Annotated in this window: 6 protein-coding genes; all 6 read right to left on the bottom strand. The window is 48.3% G+C overall.

Annotated elements, in window-relative coordinates; translation table 11 throughout:
- Window positions 1–36: 36 nt before the first annotated feature.
- The 6 genes from ACX0G9_RS02155 to ACX0G9_RS02130 all read right to left on the bottom strand — a co-directional run bounded on the left by ACX0G9_RS02155 (window position 37) and on the right by ACX0G9_RS02130 (window position 18,167).
- Entirely contained in the window at window positions 37–3,642 is a 3,606-nt protein-coding gene (locus ACX0G9_RS02155; protein ID WP_459063199.1) for an Ig-like domain-containing protein, read from the bottom strand.
- A 56-nt stretch (window positions 3,643–3,698) separates the two neighbouring features.
- Window positions 3,699–6,701, bottom strand: coding sequence for a hypothetical protein (locus ACX0G9_RS02150; RefSeq protein ID WP_459063198.1), 3,003 nt, complete (start codon window positions 6,699–6,701; stop codon window positions 3,699–3,701).
- Window positions 6,701–10,579 carry an Ig-like domain-containing protein gene (locus tag ACX0G9_RS02145; RefSeq protein ID WP_459063197.1) on the bottom strand — a complete coding sequence of 1,293 codons (3,879 nt, stop codon included), beginning with the start codon at window positions 10,577–10,579 and terminating at the stop codon, window positions 6,701–6,703. Before ACX0G9_RS02145 ends, ACX0G9_RS02150 begins: the two co-directional genes overlap by 1 nt.
- A gap of 101 nt (window positions 10,580–10,680) precedes the next feature.
- Entirely contained in the window at window positions 10,681–12,483 is a 1,803-nt protein-coding gene (locus ACX0G9_RS02140) for a RagB/SusD family nutrient uptake outer membrane protein (RefSeq protein ID WP_459063196.1), read from the bottom strand.
- Window positions 12,484–12,520: 37 nt separating this feature from the next.
- Complete coding sequence (locus ACX0G9_RS02135; RefSeq protein ID WP_459063195.1) at window positions 12,521–15,643, bottom strand: SusC/RagA family TonB-linked outer membrane protein; 3,123 nt, start codon at window positions 15,641–15,643, stop codon at window positions 12,521–12,523.
- Window positions 15,644–15,782: 139 nt separating this feature from the next.
- Window positions 15,783–18,167 carry an NAD-dependent epimerase/dehydratase family protein gene (locus tag ACX0G9_RS02130; protein ID WP_459063194.1) on the bottom strand — a complete coding sequence of 795 codons (2,385 nt, stop codon included), beginning with the start codon at window positions 18,165–18,167 and terminating at the stop codon, window positions 15,783–15,785.
- Between the last annotated feature and the right edge of the window lie 6 nt (window positions 18,168–18,173).

Here is an 18,173-nt window from a genome sequence, read left to right as displayed (position 1 = left end):
GTTTTTTTTGAGACGACTTCTTTTAAAAAATATCCGCTAGTGTTGTATCATCAATTTATACACGTTATTCACTTTTCCTGCCTTTACATAAGTCAAAAGAATGTTACCTGATTGGGTAGGGAAGGTAACCTTAATCGTGTTGACTCCTTTTTTATAAGAAAATGATTGATTTTTTATTACCCTTCCGTCCAAAGTCACCAGTTCAACCTGTCCCTGTCCTTCATCTTCCGTGCTAAATGTCAGGTTCACAAAATCCTTGGCCGGATTCGGATAAAACGATGTTGCTGGTTTTCTTTCCTCAAAGGAGGCCCCTGTATTCACACTGGTCCCGTTTGCAACCGCAGAAGGTGCTGTTCCTGTACTCCAGCATTCAATTTCGGCAACATTACAATAGGTATTTGCTGCATTGTTGATATACCGGAAATACCGGTAACTTCCGGAAACGGTCACGGTGTTCCATCCCGCAGGCGGGTTAGCGCCGATCGTATAAAGATCGGTGTAATTGCTGCCATCGTTCGAACCCTGAAATTTTCCACCGTTCATACGCGCCTCTTGTCCGCTCCGGGGAAAAAACTTAACATATCCAAGCCCCTTGGCGGATCCAAAATCCAAACCGACATAAGCGCCGCTGGTTTGTTTGGCATCCACAAAAGTGGTGGTGTTTCCGTCGAAAGCGTTGTTGCCTACTCCACTGCCATAAGGGTCTACATTGGTAAGGACCGTTCCGGTAAATTTGGTTGCTCCTGCTGCGGGAACCGTAACCGCACAGGTGGCCGTTTTATTGCCATCCTGGGTTGTGACAGTAATGGTTGCAGTTCCCGAGGTCAGGCCTGTTACCACCCCACTACTGTTTACGGAGGCTACAGCCGTATTGGATGAACTCCAGCTTACCGTTTGATTGGTTGCATTGCCTGGACTTACCGCAGCGGACAAGCTGGTTGTTGACCCTGTGGCAACACTGACCGTCGTTGGGCTGACGGTTACTCCGGTAACGGCCACCGTTGCAGAACCGGAACTCCAGCATTCGATTTCCGCCACATTACAATACGTATTTGCCGCATTATTGATATACCGGAAATACCGGTAACTTCCGGAAACGGTCACGGTGTTCCACCCCGCAGGCGGATTGGCACCAATCGTATACAAATCGGTATAATTGCTGCCATCATTCGAACCCTGGAATTTCCCTCCATTCATGCGTGCTTCCTGTCCGCTGCGAGGGAAAAACCTTATAGAACCAAGCCCTTGCGCCGATCCAAAGTCCAAACCGACATAAGCGCCGCTGGTTTGTTTGGCATCCACAAAAGTGGTGGTATTATTATCGAAGGCGTTGTTGCCCACGCCGCTTCCATAAGGATCGACATTGGTAATGACCGTTCCGTTAAGTTTAGTCGAACTACCCCCGGATTGAACCGTTATGACACTGGAAGCCGTTTTATTGCCATCTTGTGTGGTAACGGTTATGGTTGCCGTTCCTGGTGCCACCCCGGTTGCTACTCCGCTGCTGTTTACGGTGGCGACATTTGTATTGGAAGAACTCCAGCTTACTGTTTTATTGGTAGCATTGCCGGGGCTTATTGTTGCCGCTAAGTTAATAGTCCCACCTGTATTTATATTGCCGGTTACAGGACTTACGATTACACTGGCAACAGGAACATTGCTAACGCTGCAATTACCGGAAGGGCACCAACGGTACATGATCACTTTCCCGAACAGATCTTCCTCGTTCAATATGAGATATTCGCCATTCGACCTTTTAAAGGCCCGTGTTCCATAGGCTATATCGACCCATCCGCTCTTGCTGTTGACTTCCGGACCGGGCGTTAAAATTCCGGTCATACTTCCGTTGGCTGTTGCATAGACCCAGGTTTTCTCTTCTTTACAGGCGGTTACGAAAGCATAATCTCCGGCAATATCAAAGGCTTTGGGAGCTTCCTGGTTCGTATAATCCAGTACGGTAGTTACATTAGCTGTCCGGTTACCGCCCTTCCAGTTGTTATATCTGCAGATAATACGGCCGATCCGTCCCCAGTCATTTTTACTGTTCGGATAAGTATTTGACCATCCTGATATATACAATATATCCGAATCGGCGATATATTTCACCCGTTCCACGGCATTAAAAGGGGCAGGGATATTCCATTCATCAGGGCTACTGGTGTTATAGTTCAGGTTAATACCCGGGTAGGCGTACCTTCGGATTTTACCTCCTGCCCCGCCTGACCATACATCGCAGTTATTATCGACATCCCATCCCCATCCGGTATCACGATTTATGGATCCAATAGGAACGGCAATTTCACTGGGAGCAGGATCGAAACGATATAAATTAAACCCACCGGATGTCATTCCTATCGTGTACATGAATTTTCTTCCATCCCGGTTACGGATAATGGAAGTACCGTCTCCCCGAACGCCATCGCCGGTGTTGGTGAATTTATCGAGCGTATAGCCCTGGTAAGACCACTCTTTCCCATTGTTCCTGGTGAAATCCATTTTAAAGTGTTCCGTACGTCCGTATATGTCCAGGCCATCATTGGATGGGTCGACGTCAAAACAATCCACGAAAGCAAGACCATAGACCTGCCAATTCAGGGCCGTTCCGGCCGGATTGATCGATTTAAGGATAGTGCCGGTTCCATTGTCCACACCATTTGTCGCCAGATAAATGTTACCGTTGGCATCTGTCCCCAGACCTGCCATCCCGGGGTGAAACTTCATATCTCCCACCACGCCTTTGCTTCCTCCGTAAATTCCGTTATTGTCTCCAATCGTTTTTTGGAAAGCGGGGGATGAATTTATATTATTATACAGCCGGATTTGAAGACTGGTGCCATTGTCCGTCACATACAGATTATTGTTTTTGTCAATGCATATCGCAGAGGGGTCCTGTATGCCGGTGATTTCCTGTGACTGTTTGGCACCCCGGTTGGAATACCGGTATATTTTTTTATCCTGGCGGACCAGCCACCATAAATAACCATCGGTAGCGACGGCCAGCCGGTTATTATCCACGGCAATTCCGCTTATGGTAAAACTGGCAACAACCGTATTTGTATTCAGGTCCAGGACCTTGATCTTTCCATCTACAGGATCGGAATAATACAGCTCTTTACTGGAGGTGTTAACGGCAAGAGAAGTAGCGATCCTGGTCAGATCGGTACCGGAGGCCTGTACTTCAATATAACTTTTATCGTTACCCACGCCGTTGGACATAGGTGCGGAAGAGCCATCCAGATTGTACCGTCTCAGTCCATAACCGTTGGTTACCCAGTTGCCCCGATCGATAACCTGGGCGATATAAATGAAAGTTCCATCACCGGTAATGGCATCGTGCTGTACATTATGTCCGGGATCGGGCATTCTTCCGATCACCTGGGCATTTTGGATAATTGATTTTTCGCGATCACCTTCGTCCCAGGTAGCTGTAGTAAACACTTTACCATCGGTGCCATCCCTGTTCACCCAAAAATTCTGGATATAATTCTGCACATGTGCTTTAGCAGGGTCGGTGCTGTAGCTGTCACCTCCCGGAAAAGTATTCGCTATCCAGGATGTTTTGTAAGTAAGTTGTTGCGCATGACTGGTTTGCAAAAGTGCCATGCATAAAAAATAGAACAGTAAAAAAAAGGACTTTTTCATAAACAGGAAGGTTTTAAAAGAATCGTTAGTAATTAAAATTCCAGAACTTATCGTTTTCAATGATGGGTTTCTTCGAATCCGAATTCTACCTCATTAGCCCAATGCTCTTTCCAATCCGGGTGGAAAGCTCTTGCATTCCTTTTGGACACGCTGCGATCTCTGGCCAGTTCCAGGCAACTTCCGGGAGCCCCGTTGTCATTTACACGGAAAGAGAATTTTATCGTCCGGTGTTCATCGAGCGCTTTTTTTACCTCAGGTATTTCTTCCCACGGAATAGCACATTCGGTAATCAGGGTATTGCCTTCCCGCCGGATTACTAACTGCCCTTTCGTTACGGCTCCTTCATGGGGCGACTTTGGTTGCCGGGGAAAAAAGTGTTTCCGGTTCATTCCCGGCGATAGCAGCCGCCATATCTCTGTGCCCCCGCCATAAAGGGAAGAAACCTTGTTTAGCGCATATTCGTAATCGGTACATTTATACCCCGTATAGCGGGGCATAGTACCCGGAGGATTAGCCAACAGTCCGTCCTGCCCTGCCGGAAGGACATTAAAAGCGATCAGTACATTGTCAAACAACTCTCCAAGACCACTATTGTCAGGCAGGACAGGATCCTTCCGGTAAGAAAAATGACGTACGTCTGCAGGCCATATCAAGGTGTCTTTTCTTTCGTACGGGTTTAAAAAAGAGGTATCCTCCTTCATTTTATAACTGGTGTCCGGATAGAAGAACTCGTCATCGGGTCTCGTGGCAAAACGATAGGTCCCCGGATGAGGCGTCTTGTCGGCAGCTTTGGAAGCAAAATAAAAATAGTGATCGTCGTAAGCAAGGTATCCATTGGCATATCCTTCTGCCGTGGTATTAAATTTTTTAAAGGGATACCAGGCGGCCTCGGTGAGGCTGATGTTGCCTTTCCCCTCACTGCTGACGGTCTGGGGAAGCGCATTTTTCCAATCCTCCAGCCGGCCATCGACCTCGATCGTCAACCGAGAGACCAGGTTCACATGCATTTCTTCAGCATGGCTGGCCATTCCGTCTATGCCGGCGTCCAGCTTTATTGTTATAAGGTAAGTATTGTTTGCTGCGGACCTTCCGGAAAGTATCCTGACAGGTATTGTTTTTGTTTCATGCGGCATCAGGCTGACAATTGAAGGCTCCGCTACTCGTAAATCACCTATAGATATACTCAACCTGCTTTTTACCGGCCGGTTGAGTATATTGGTGAGCTGTACATCGAGAGTGGGTTTTTCATTAATTCGATGGACCATATCTTTAGCGATGATCTCCACCGGTTCGTATCCTTCGATCCGGGCATGTTCCAGAGCAGTGGTCAATCTGTCGAAGGCGCCTTTACTCCCATCGGTTCGGAGAAAATAACCCTGACAGGCAAGCGGAATTACCAGTCGGCCGTTTTCAGGCGGAACGGGGTTGCCATAAAAATCGAACAAACGGAATGCTTCAGACGCCCGCAAAAACAATCGTGCGTTTTCTCTTTTTATCTGCCGGTACAAAACATTGTCCTTTCCGAAGGCATTTCCGATGTCACCGCATACGACTATCGTACCGTCTTCCTTATTCCCATTCTCTCCATCGAATACCAGAATAAAAGGCAAACCATTTTTGAATAGCAGCCGATTGAAAGACCGCTCCCCCAACAGATGCTGGACGGCTCCTAATGCCGAAGCAGGAGACCAGGCATGGAAAAAACCTTTACCGGCATTTGTCAGGAGATAACCGCCATAGATCCCCATCGAACGGTCATACCCTGCGGAACGGTTCGTCGCAACGACCAAACCGATCCGGTCGTCTGTGTTGGCCACCCAGCTTTCGGTATCCCAGATTTTCACCCTTCCGTAGGGTGATTTACGGTTGATCCATTCCGGGTAAAGCGCAGCCGATTCCATTCCTTCATAATGGACAGAGCAGAAATCGAAAATGGGCAGGAAATCCATGGATCCATCGGCGAATAACTTATCCCAGGCATTGGAATGGGAATCGGTTCCCCCTACCAGCACTTCAGCCCCTTCCTGCCGGGCACTTAGAACACCTTCAGCCATCTTCCGGTAGATCTCCCGGTAGCGGAGCATATCTGCCTGCCAACCGGAAATGGAAATCCCCTCCCAAGGCTCATTCCAGAGTGAAACCGCCGTTACCGGTCCTTTAGGCCATCCGTATTGTTTACAAATGCGGTATACAAACTTCCGGAAATCCTCATCCAGCGAAGGAAGCCATACAAAATCCTGTTTGGTCTTCAGCATAATTTGCTGCGAATCCAGAAAAGACCGCGGCATACCGAGTGGCATAAGATTGGAGCCAGCGCCGAACATCAGCAGTACCGTAATATGTTTACGGTCGTATTCTTTTAATTTGTTCTCCAGCTCTTTCATCTTTTCATAATAGCCATTACCTGAATAGCCACCCAGGGTGGTTGGGGTATAATCCACTCCCATCCGGATAGCCTGTACGCCCACCCGGTTAAGAAAAGCAGCCCCCAGATCATCCAGGGACTGTTTGGGAAATTGAATTCGTTCGGGTTTAGCTGCATAAGTACGGACCAGGCTGGTAATCAGCCGACGGCCATGTTTACCGAAATCCAGTACCAGGGCATAACCGCCGAATGTTTCGGGAATCAACGGATCTGCATTCAGGATATAAGACCCTTTCGCTGGCAAGGTGATGGCCAGCGTCAAAGAAGGCAGTTCGGCTATTTTATACATTACCGGCGTCCATACATCATCGGGTTTACCTTTGGTGCCATAGCGTATGATACGAATGGTGGCAGAATCCTTTATCAACTGATCCGTCAGGTTGGTCACCTGAACGGTATAATGCGCAGCCTCACGAGGCCATAATACATTTGTTGCCGTAGAGGAGCCGGTAAGAGCCACCTCGAAATCACTGGCATGCTGCCCGTTCTTTACGCCTAACACCTGTTCATACCCTTCCCAATCCGGCGGATCCTTCATTTGGGCGTTGCCTCCCCATACTGACAGACATAATGCTCCTGTCGACAGGAATAATCGAACGAAGCGTACGACATAAGATTGGGATAAACGAGTCATTATCTGATAATCAATAATTGTTTGGATTTCCGGGCGTTTGCCGTCACCAGATTGACATAATAAATGCCGGGCAGCAGTTTGCCGGTATCCAGGCTTCCGGTATTCGATCCCTCATACCCCGCCATAGATTGGGTTTGCACTATCTGGCCCATATTGTTTACGACCTGCAATTCCACTTTTTCATTGACCGGGAGAAAAAAGCTAACCGTTACCCGATTGCCGTTACTACCCGCCGGATTGGGATAGAGTTCGAACCGGTCATTTCCCGACAGAAGGCCCCTTCCAGGATCCTTCCCCTTGCCATCCCCAAAGAATACACCGCCCGGATGGACGAATATCGCTTTGACGGTAATCGTCTTTGGCTGACCTGCCTGACCTTTACCACCTGCCAGCAAATAAGGAGTTGCAGTGAGGGTATAGGTCTTGCCCGGGAGTACGGGGAAATAAGCCCTGTCATAAAGCGTATAGGGAGTATAGTTATCCGTCCTGATCTTTATGTTATCCAGGACGAAGACTACGCTGCCTGTCACAGAAGGAGCCGTGTTGGCCCTGACATTCAGGAACCAATTGGTCATCGACGCCAGGTTGATCGTATCCTTATCTTTCAGCTGGCGGATATCCTTACTGCCATCTGCATTGGTGAGTGTAAAACTTTGTACGGACGGAATGTTGAAGGGTACTATCCGCTGCGCCGGGATAGGCTTTTCTTCCGAACTATCCGGCAATGTCCATCCCACGGCCAGGTTATCGCCCCCGCCTCCCTGTTTGTAAAGCGCTTCAATATAATATCGCTGGCCCGCAACCAGGGATATTGGAACGGATTGCTGACTGGGAGAAGCTGTCCAAACTCTCGAATTGGTCCAGTCGGCAACCCAGGCAATTTTTTGTTTGCCGGCACTATCCCCGTTATTGCTTAACCAAAGCTCCGATTGGTCGTCACTGGCGATCCAGAAGGTATAATTCCCTGTCTGTGGGGCAGTGATATAACCAGAATACCGGGCTCCGTAATTATTAACTCCGGTATTGACAGGACCTTCAAAAAGGCTGGTCACCATACTGGTATGATCGGGTCGGCCGGGGTAATTGGGTGCACTTTCCAGGTCGTTTATCGTACCGCCGTTTATATTGTCCCACTCCTGACGCAGGATGCCATATGGAGGCAGGGGAGCAACAATAATATTTGCTGTATCGTATACGGAAACACCTGTTCCATCGGTAGCCCTGGCGATCAGACTATGTCCTCCGATTGGAGCGTTGATCCAGGTGAAAGAAAAAGGGGAGGTGCGGGATTGACCTATTTTTTGGGTCCCGTCGAAATATTCCACAGAAGTGATCGGCCCTCCGCATTTAAAAGCATCTACGGTCACCAGTATACTATTCCCAGCGTAGAGCGTATCCTTATCGGCAGGAGTGCTTATGCTGATGGATGGGCCTCCCCCTGCAACGCAGACAGTCGTGCTAAAGCTATTGTTATTCTCGTTGGATTCAGAAATCCTGTTGATATCGTCTACCAGGAAGGATACGGTATGCTTGCCCGGAGTCGAAGCGATCCAGTTACCGGTTCCATTCACCCCGTTATTGGCCGAGAGTATGACAGAGTCTCCAGGAGCCAGGGCAGTGTTGTCGGTATCACTCCAGGTTACATTATGCCCGTCCACTGCAAAAACTCCACCGATGACCACGCCGACTGGCGTTGGCCCCTGCCCTATATTCTTAACCTTCACTTTAAAATTAACCGGGGTTCCGGCTGCAACGCCGGCAGGGTCCCAGGTTATGGCGGCCGGAAGAAGATCCGGAAGATAATTAATAAGGATATGCGTTATTGCGGAAGTGCTGATCTGACGGCCAGCCGTATCGAAAGCACGGGCAAAAAAACTATGAGGCCCTGCCCCTCCGTTCAGCCAGGTATAACTATAGAGGCCGTAGGCCGAATTAGCAGTATCGGCAACTTTAACGCCGTCCACATAAAAGGCCAGTTTGCCGATCGTACTATCTCCTTTTCCATCGTTGATATAGGTCGAGAAAGTAACAGGAGAACCGTAGGTAAAAGCAGCGCTATCCTTAGGCGCCAGAATGATCAGGCTGTCGATGGCCGGAGGGATAAAATGGTCCTTCCATTGATAGATGATATTTTTTCCCTTCCAGTCTTCTTCCACCAGTAATACCCGCTCCCCGGTTGGGCGTTTGAATGTATTCAGACCATAAGTCAGATCTATCCAGCCCGATTGGTTGTTTACTTCACTGCCAGGTACCAGGTAGCCGACCGGAAGCCCGGTTCCTGCGTCCCATATATCGACCTCTCCCTGCAAGCTCGTATAAACGCCGTTCTTTACGCCGGCCGCATAGATAAATTTATCGTCGGCAGTAAAGGACTCGCCCGGGTTGAGCCCCGTCCGTATAACTCTCCGGAGTGTGCCCCCGGCGCTCCAGTTGGCAAATTGATAAATAGTATTGAAATTGGGATAATTGCCGCCACTGGCGATATACATCATATCTGTGCTGTCGACATATTTAAGCCTGTTGACATCATACAGGTCAGGTGCTGCGGGTAGGGGGCGGTCGGTCACCGAGCCGGTAGAATATTGAAGGACCCCGTTCGCATCGGTCCCATTCGCGGGGAAGCTGAGCAGGTGTCTTCCTCCGACAATGACGGTTCCGTTAGCCGTGACCGCTATACCCGTGTTATAGGGATACCCGATATCATAGACAGAGAACTCATCGGAAGAGACCTGTCCGTCGCCGTTCTTGTCCACCCAAAGCCATCTTCTGCTGTTATAGGCATTCGGGTCCCACGTGGGTCGTTTATCGATCTGCCATTTGTATTTGTCCCATTGCCCGTTCCATCCGATGGTGAACATCGCCATAGGCACGGCGATCTCCCCGTCGAACCGATATACGGCGAGAAATTCCGCATACATATTTAACTGGAACATATATTTCTGACCGTTTATGCGCCGCATCCAGGTCGTTTCCATACTCATGGAAAGCCTTGGGTCATCGGGATATTTGAAAGGGTTGATCGATTCTGAAGTAAAGGTCCAATCGCCGGGAGCGCCATCGTAGTTGACATGCGTCCTTTCATTGTTGAGATAAACATCCGTTTGGGCACCCGGATCGGCGTCCGCGGATTGCACGAATATCAGGCCTTTCAGGTTGCAGTTCATATTTCCCAGACTATCAAAATGCCGAAGATCGGTGCCTCCTGCCTGGGAAGGGAATCCGCTGTTGGCGACCCATAGATTGCCCAGGGAATCCGTGCCCATTCCCCGGATACCGTATAATTTTTTTGGCGCTATCATCCCGGTTACGCCGCTATAGACGCCCCCGGGATCGCCGAAGGAGCCTGTCTGTAAGGGTATACTTGAAATATCGAATATTTTGATATTCTGATCGATGCCATTATCCGCCACCAGCAAACGGCCTTTATTATCCACAGCAATGGCGGAAGGATCGGCTACCGAATTGATCATCCTGCCATCGGAGCATTGGATATAGGGAGCTTTAGTGCCAGTGGGAATGGGTGCGATACTATCGTAGTTGAGAAACCGTCCATAAAAATTTACGATCGTCCAGGTATTACCCCGGCTGTCCGTCGCGAGACGCGAATTGGCTCCGGCATCCTGGTTACCGACTACATCGCAGGGAACATAAATTCCATTATTCCGGCCAGCTTCATCCCAGGAACATTTTGCGTTAATACTTCCATCTGCATTCACTTTTGTGTTCTCGATGTAATCCTGCACCCATTTATTCCCTCCGGGGAAGCTGTTACCTACCCAGGTAGTTTTGAGGCCGGTTGTGATTTGAGAGGTTTGGGCCTTTGCGCCAATACCAGAAAACAGCAGGCAAAAAGCCAGATAAGGTAAAATTTTTTTCATGACGATCGTTTATTGGTCGTAGAAATGACTTGCGCAGGGGGCATGAATAACAGGCATACCTTCCGGCAGGCCTGTCATTCAGCATCTGTATCCCTGGTTAATTAATTATAGCCTGGATTCTGTTTTATTTTAAAATTCGAGAGTATTTCACTGTTGGGAATAGGGAACAGATAAGATTTCCCGTCGTTCCATTGGATAGCGCCTACGGCAGTGTTCTGATACCAGGTGGCTTCGGAGGTTCCGATCTGCCAACGACATACATCGAACCACCAATGTCCTTCACCCATCAACTCCGCCCATCGTTCATAATAGAGTGGATTAGTTCCCAGAACCGGGTCGCCTGCGGCAAAAGCGCTGGTCTTATCCGAGAGAGAGAGATAATCCACCGGCGATACATTATTATAGGCATATCCGTAAGCCCTGCGGTGGACTTTATTAAGATATTCCAGTGCATTGGGGTTATCGCTCGTGTTCGCGCAAGTTTCTGCATAAAGGAGATAAATATCCGCCAAACGCAAAATATAAATATTGGCGGCATCCTCGGCGCTGTAATTAAAGGTATTGTTATCGAACGTATTGTACTTCCGGAAACTCCATCCATAATGACTCATTCGGTTGGAGGGGATATTGGCGTAACGGACAATGGGTCTCCAGGTTTTCCCGTCCGGGCTCGCACTATCGATCCAGGGCTGAAGGGCATTTACATATAAACGCGGATCAACCGTCATATTGGTACGTGCATCGAGAGATTGCTGACGGTAAACAGGGTTCAGTATGGAATCCGGGTTGGAAGGGCTGTGGGATTGACCGGGGTCAAATAATGGGTTCTTCACCAGGGTCCAGAGAGGGAGATTAAATCCGAACCGCTGCAGGTTTTTATCATGTATAAATTCATTGGCATAACCAAGGGTCTTAGGGTGTAACTCCGATCCATCGTCCCCCATGATAGTGGGTCCCAAAGGAAGGCCTTCCGCTGAAGTAAGATTGATCCCCGTTGCAAAAATGCCGTAGTTATCCCCGGGTACCCGGTCTACATTCACTTCAAATAACGATTCTTCGTTGAATTCATTGGCAGCAATACCGATAAAGGAGGCCCTGTATTTTTCATAGGGCATCAGTGTCTTCCCGCTATTGTCGATTACGTCCTTAAGAACGGTTTTAGCATTCGCCCAATCCTGTGTAAACACATACACTTTCCCCAGTAAGGCTTTTGCAGACCATTCCGTTACCCTTCCCTGGTTAGCCACATCCCAGGTTTTTCCCTGTAAAAGGGTTATAGATTGCTGTAGTTCTCCGATAATAAACTTCCAGGTATCGCTTACGGTAGCCCTTGGAAGCTGTGTGCTGTCCAGGGTCGTGGCCGTGGAAGCGATCAGGGGCACGCCCATTTTGTCACCGCCCTTGCCTGCCCTGATATAACTTTCTCCATAAAAAGATTCCAGGTAGAAATAATAGAGGGCCCGAAGAAAATGGGCTTCGCCGCGCATGGCATTGATATCTGCCAATTCTCCGGGTTTGGAAAAATTCTTCTCAAAATAATCGGATCCCCCGAAAAAAGTATTGAGATACTGGATACCGGTATAGCTGGCCTGCCAAATATCCTGGGCGTAATTATTACTGACGGTCAGATTGTTCGTTGCTACTCCATTCCAGGAGGCATCACCGTTATAAGACAGGTCCGCCGTATGGTCGAGGCAATCAAAATCATGGGACCGGAACTCGAACCCGTATAAGCCGGCATTCCTAAACTGAGCATATCCGGATACCAGGAGCCCGAAAAGCTGCGTGGAAGTTTGCGGATAGCTGTTGGTGCTGTATACCCCCGGTCTGGCTATATTGGTTGGGTTTTTGGTACAGGCAGCTATCAATACGATGATGATGACCGGAAATATTTTTTTGTACATGACTGTTCGATTTTTAATGAAAGGATGGTGTATTTTTTTAAAACGTCACACTAAACCCGCAGGAATATATACGGGTATGGGGGTATTGATTGGGCAGATCGACTCCCCTCGACGTCACCGATCCTGAAAGTTCCGGGTCCAGTCCCGAATATTTGGTGATAGTGAAAAGATTATTGGTCATTACGAAAAGCCTGGCGCCGGCAATATGAGCGGTTCTCAGTAATCTTCCTGAAAAAGTATAACCGAGCTGCAGGTTCTTTAATTTCAAATAACTGCCGTTCTCCACATAATAGCTGCTGGGCGTTGTATAATTTCCGTTAGGGTCGGCCAAAAATGCCCCTCCCGTCTGAATTACCCCGGCTCGTGGCTGACCGGTTAGGGCATTACTTCCCAGGAAGGAAGCCCCAAAGGCAGCAGAAGTGGAATTGCCGTCGCTGAACAGGTATTGGTTATAGGGTTTGAGGCCATTAAAGAGCTGAACCCCGGCTACTCCGTTAAAAAGAAGGGCAATATCGAATCCACGCCAGTTCAGGTTGATATTGATCCCATATACCAGTTTTGGATTGGGATTGCCGATAGGCCCCATATCCTTGTTGTTGATCGTATCGTTGTGATCTATATCCTCATAGACCAGATCCCCGATATTGGCGGTCTTACCTACCTGCTGGGGATTTGCCGCGATCTGTTGAGCATCCTTATAAATCCCTTTCGACCGGTAGCCGTAAAACTCGGCGAATGGATGGCCCACCTGAGTGATAGACAGGTTATATCCGTTCATGACACCATACCCGCCCCCTATATTATTACTTCCGTCGAAGATCGGATTTTTGTTAACCCCGTCGAGATTGAGTACTTTATTCTTATTAAAAGCACCATTCACATTCACGCTGTAACCGATTTCTCCGGCCTTGTCTTTATAGCCCAATACTATTTCGACTCCTTTATTATTTACCGAACCGATATTGGTTAGATAGGGCTTGGAAATACCGGAACTTGCCGGAACAGGGACATTGTAGAGCATGTTTTTGGTGGTCTTATCATACCACTCGAACGTAAAAGATAATTTATTTTGCAAAAGTTCTGCGTCGAGCCCGATATTGGTTTCGTACAAACTTTCCCATTTTATATCCTTGTTGGCCAGGCTGGTAATCCCATAACCCAGATTCCTCGATGAACCGTCACCAGGGGTAAAATTTTGGGCACGGAGAAGTTCATACGTGGAGAGGAATCCGTATCCCGGTATATTGCTGTTTCCTAATACACCATAACTTCCGCGCAGTTTCAATTCATTGACGAAGCGGGTAGCACCCTGGAAAAATGGTTCTTCGCTGACACGCCATCCTCCGGATACGGATGGGAAAACCCCGTATTGATTTCCCGGTCCGAAACTGGTAAAGTTTCCGTCACGCCGGATGGTTCCGGAGAGATAGTATTTATTATCATAGTTGTAATTCAGCCTTCCGAATTCGGATTTGATCAGACCGTTGGGGTCATATATTCCTTCCGGGTTCCGGGTCGTGGATCCGGAAGTGGGGAAAAAATTAAAACCCGACTGTGCCTGGGCCGTCTGTTGTACGCTAATGTTATCAGAAGCAGTGGCGATCTGTTCATAACCCGCGAGGGCTGTGACCGCATGGCGTCCGAAGGTATGATCGAAGGTCAATACATAATTGGACAAAAGGCTATGACCCGAGCCGGAGGTCTTTTTCAGGGTATTGACGGTATTGGTAACTGCTCCGAAATCATAGGTATCCTGGAAAAAATTACCGGTACTGTAACCCGGGCTGTACGAAAAAGTGGTTCTGAAACTGAGATAGAACGGAAGCTTTACTTCCGCATAGATATTGCCTTGCAGATTAAGTGATCTGGTCGTTGCCCGGTAGGTCAGTTCGGAGCCCACCAGGTTACCGCCCTGATAGCCATATATATCTTTTGCCCAGCCACCTCCTAACAGATTGGACGGATCATATATGCCCATGATGGGAATGGTGCGGTAAGGTGGATTAGGTGGATTGGACAGATTTGGATCACCTGGATTGGTGCTGAAGCCGGTGGGATTATAGACTTGTTGAGTAACATACAGTTGTTCTCCGACTTTGATGGACTTGCTGAGTTTGAATTCCGAATTTATTCTTGCGCCGCTGACATAATTGGAATTGTCGATGTACACTCCTTTCTGGCCATTATAAAATGCGGATACAAGATAATTGGTATTTTCCGTCGCACCCGACACAGAAAGATCGTATTTTTCATCGGTACCATTGCCATACACAGCATTCGTCCAGTTCGTATTGGGTAAATCTCCTGTATTCACGCCTTGTAAATAAGCAGGGTCATATTCTCTGCGCAATTTGATGAAATCGTCTTTTCCCAACAGTTGCTGTATACGGGGTTTGGAAAGACCATAACGGGCCGAAAAATTGATAAGAGGTTTACCCTTCTGGCCTTTTTTGGTGGTGATCAGAATCACACCGCCCGCTGCTGCAGAACCATAAATGGCAGCTGCACTGGCGTCTTTAATGACATCGATGGAAGCAATGTCCTGCACATTAAAATTTTCTCCGGATGACCGGACCCCGTCTACGACATAGAGCGGTTTGGCATTATTAAGGGATGCCAGACCCCGGATAATGATATCGCCGGAAGCCCCGGGAGAGCCTGATGGTTTGATAACCTGTACCCCGGCGATCCTTCCCTGCAAAGCTTCCTGCACATTGGTAACAGGCAGGTCCCTGATCTCCTTTCCGGACACCGTTCCTACTGCCGCGGTGAGGTCTTTTCTTTTCTGATACCCGTACCCAATGGCTACGATCACGGAATCGAGGGTTACGGGAGTTTCCTGTAAAGTGACGGTGAGATTGTTTCCTGCCGCCGGTCTTTCTACAGGCAGATAGCCCACCAGGGAAAAAACCAGGACCGCATTGCTACGATCGGTACGAAGGGTAAAGGTACCATCGGCACCCGTAACCGTTCCTGTTCGTGAGCCTTTAATCGTCACCGAGACATTTTCCAGGCCCTGGCCGGTCTTGTTGACAACTTTTCCTGTAACAGTATTTTGCGGTTGCTGACTATAGGATGGGTACGCAAAAAGCAGGAATGCCGCGGCCAGAAAGGCTGCGAAGGGCAAAAAGGCAGAAATCTGTTTTAGATTCTTTTTCATCGGCAAAGAAGTTTTGGTTCAATCGTTTAATAATGTGTTTAAAAAATCAGTACAGTAGAGTATAGTACAGTTTAGCGACACAAATGTTATTATTTTTTTTGTATAAACAAAATTATTTTTAGATTATCAGGGTCCTTTTTTATTTAGCAGCACCCTCAGAGCCTTCAGGACCATCGGGCTCGTTGTCCCTGATGATCGCCTTCCTGCCGATTCCATTGGAGATCTTAACACCGCCATATCCGTTGTTACCGGTAATAATGGCTGATTTTACACCGGACCTCAGGAGTATGCAGGGAGGCCTTCGTTTAGTTCCGCCGTAGGTCCATTGGGCCACTTCATCGGTCTGCATGCCGTCAAAGGTGCAGGATTGCACTTGTAATTTCCCGTTTTCGGCGATAATCGAATATCCGGGAGTGGAAGTATCCCGGCTAACATGATTATTGGAGAAATAACAATTTTGAAAAGAAACAAAGGAATTGCCCAGCACCAGGACATTGTTTGCTGAGGGACCCCAGAAGCCGCAATTGGTGAAACGAAGGCTTCCCGCACAACTTTTTTCAACGATGATCTGGGCACTGCGTCCTTTTAAATGCGTGTTGAACTGCCCGTTGCTGATCAATAGTCCCTGGGACTGAATAGATTCAGCGACCAGGGCGGATTGGGTAGCATCGGCACCAATTCCCGAAAACTGACCATTGCACTGCCCATTGGAGGTCGAAATGAATTTATACCCGACCTTTGCCGGGAAAACAAAGGTATTCGTTACATATTCCCAATCCGAACGACCAAAAATAAAGGCTTCCAGATTTTGCTGCATATAAGCGAATACCTGATCCCAGTTACCGGAGGTAGTGGGATGAAACCAAAAATGACTGTGGAACTGTATATTTTCAATCCTTCCAACATCCCCAACCCAATCGACAAAAATCCCCCGTCGTAACACGCAGCCGCTGATATTACGGATCCGGTGTCTTCCATTTTCATCCGGTCCGCAACGGATGCCATTGAAACTATTGATCAGGGTGATATCTTCGATCGTCACGTCAAAGGTCTCTTTTCGCCGCTCGGTCAGACTATGCACCACCGCAGGGTTCCGGATATAAAACGTCCAGGGATAGGGATGTATGTCATTTGTTTGCTGATCGGGATAGTACACTGTGAAGCCCTTTGCCGTGCTCGCATTCCACATTTCGAAGAGAGGTTCGGCCTCCTCCCGGTCCCGGCCGCCCGTAGCCAGGATCACGGTTCCCGTCAACTGGTAAGGGGACAAAGGTGCATCGTTGGTCCCAAACAAACTTACCCCCGGTTTGATCTTAATACTGCCGCCGATTAAAAACTGTCCTGCAGGAATATACACTCTCCCACCCTGTACAGCCACGCTATCGATTGCCTTTTGGAACGCCATAGTATTATCCGTATGCCCGTCTGCTACTGCGCCAAAAGAAATTACCGATTGGCTAAACTCCGTGAGCGACTGTCCTGGACTCAGATAAGGGATCAGCAATACTAAAATGAAAAATTTCAAGCTATGCAAAATCTGCTTCCAACGTTCTGTCACCTTTTCGTAAAATGGGAAACCCGTATAGTCGTCGATGGCATTTTCCTTAAGCAGATAGGAAATACAACGTTTAACCCCTTCGGCAAAAGGAATGGTATAGGTAAAACCGAGGTCTCGTTTAGCAGCGGTATTATCATAAATATTGTTGAACTGGAAGTTCTCTTTACACCAGGAAGCTTCTTCGGGGGCTAATTGAAATAATAGTTCTGTGGGTATATATACGAACCGGGGTTCAGGCGCTTGCAATTCCTCTGCCACCAACCGGTGCATACTATACCAGGTTAACAATTCATCGCCGGTTACATTATAGGCTTTACCGATAGTATTATGGTTACCTGTCGCTCCAATAAAAGCATTAGCGACATCTTGTGAATGCGTAGCGACCCAAATAGCCGTTCCATCTCCATGCAGGATCATTTCCCTGCCTTTCCGCAGCCGGTCCAGATGATAGGTTTGCCCGCCGAAGCAGGTAACCAGGGGGCTCCATCCTTCCGAATACGTGGCAGCAGGGCGTATGACCGTAAGCGGGAAACCTGTCTTTTCACAGGCGGCCCATAAGATCTTTTCCATTTCTACCTTTTTCGCTGCATAAGGAAAACCGGCCGATGCACTCAGACCGGTATCTTCGCCGACGGGATATGAAGGCTGACGTTTGCCATATACATCTACCGTGCTACAGAATATATATTGTGCAGTCCTTCCGTAAAGAGCCCTGACTACGCTACGGGCATCTTCCGGTTCGAAACCCGCCATGTCGATGACGCAATCGAACAGGCCGGCTTTCTTCATATCGGTTTCAAAGGCGGCATGATTTGTCCGGTCGCCGGTTATCCTTTTCACCTCCGATTCGAACTTTACTTCGTGCATGCCACGGTTATATAAGGTGACCTCATTCCCCTCCCTGATAAGTTGGGGTACAAACCACCGGCTGATATTCCCCGTTCCTCCGATAACCAATATTTTCATAATAAG

The organism is Flavitalea flava, assembly GCF_054461575.1.
Note: the sequence above shows the minus strand (reverse complement) of the source record. Positions and strands in the feature narration are given on the sequence as shown.

What these genes read in the sequence shown, in the direction of transcription:
- ACX0G9_RS02150 (WP_459063198.1), bottom strand. Translation starts at nt 6,701, where the DNA reads ATGACTCGTTTATCCCAATCTTATGTCGTACGCTTCGTTCGATTATTC.
- ACX0G9_RS02135 (WP_459063195.1), bottom strand. Translation starts at nt 15,643, where the DNA reads ATGAAAAAGAATCTAAAACAGATTTCTGCCTTTTTGCCCTTCGCAGCC.
- ACX0G9_RS02155 (WP_459063199.1), bottom strand. Translation starts at nt 3,642, where the DNA reads ATGAAAAAGTCCTTTTTTTTACTGTTCTATTTTTTATGCATGGCACTT.
- ACX0G9_RS02145 (WP_459063197.1), bottom strand. Translation starts at nt 10,579, where the DNA reads ATGAAAAAAATTTTACCTTATCTGGCTTTTTGCCTGCTGTTTTCTGGT.
- ACX0G9_RS02130 (WP_459063194.1), bottom strand. Translation starts at nt 18,167, where the DNA reads ATGAAAATATTGGTTATCGGAGGAACGGGGAATATCAGCCGGTGGTTT.
- ACX0G9_RS02140 (WP_459063196.1), bottom strand. Translation starts at nt 12,483, where the DNA reads ATGTACAAAAAAATATTTCCGGTCATCATCATCGTATTGATAGCTGCC.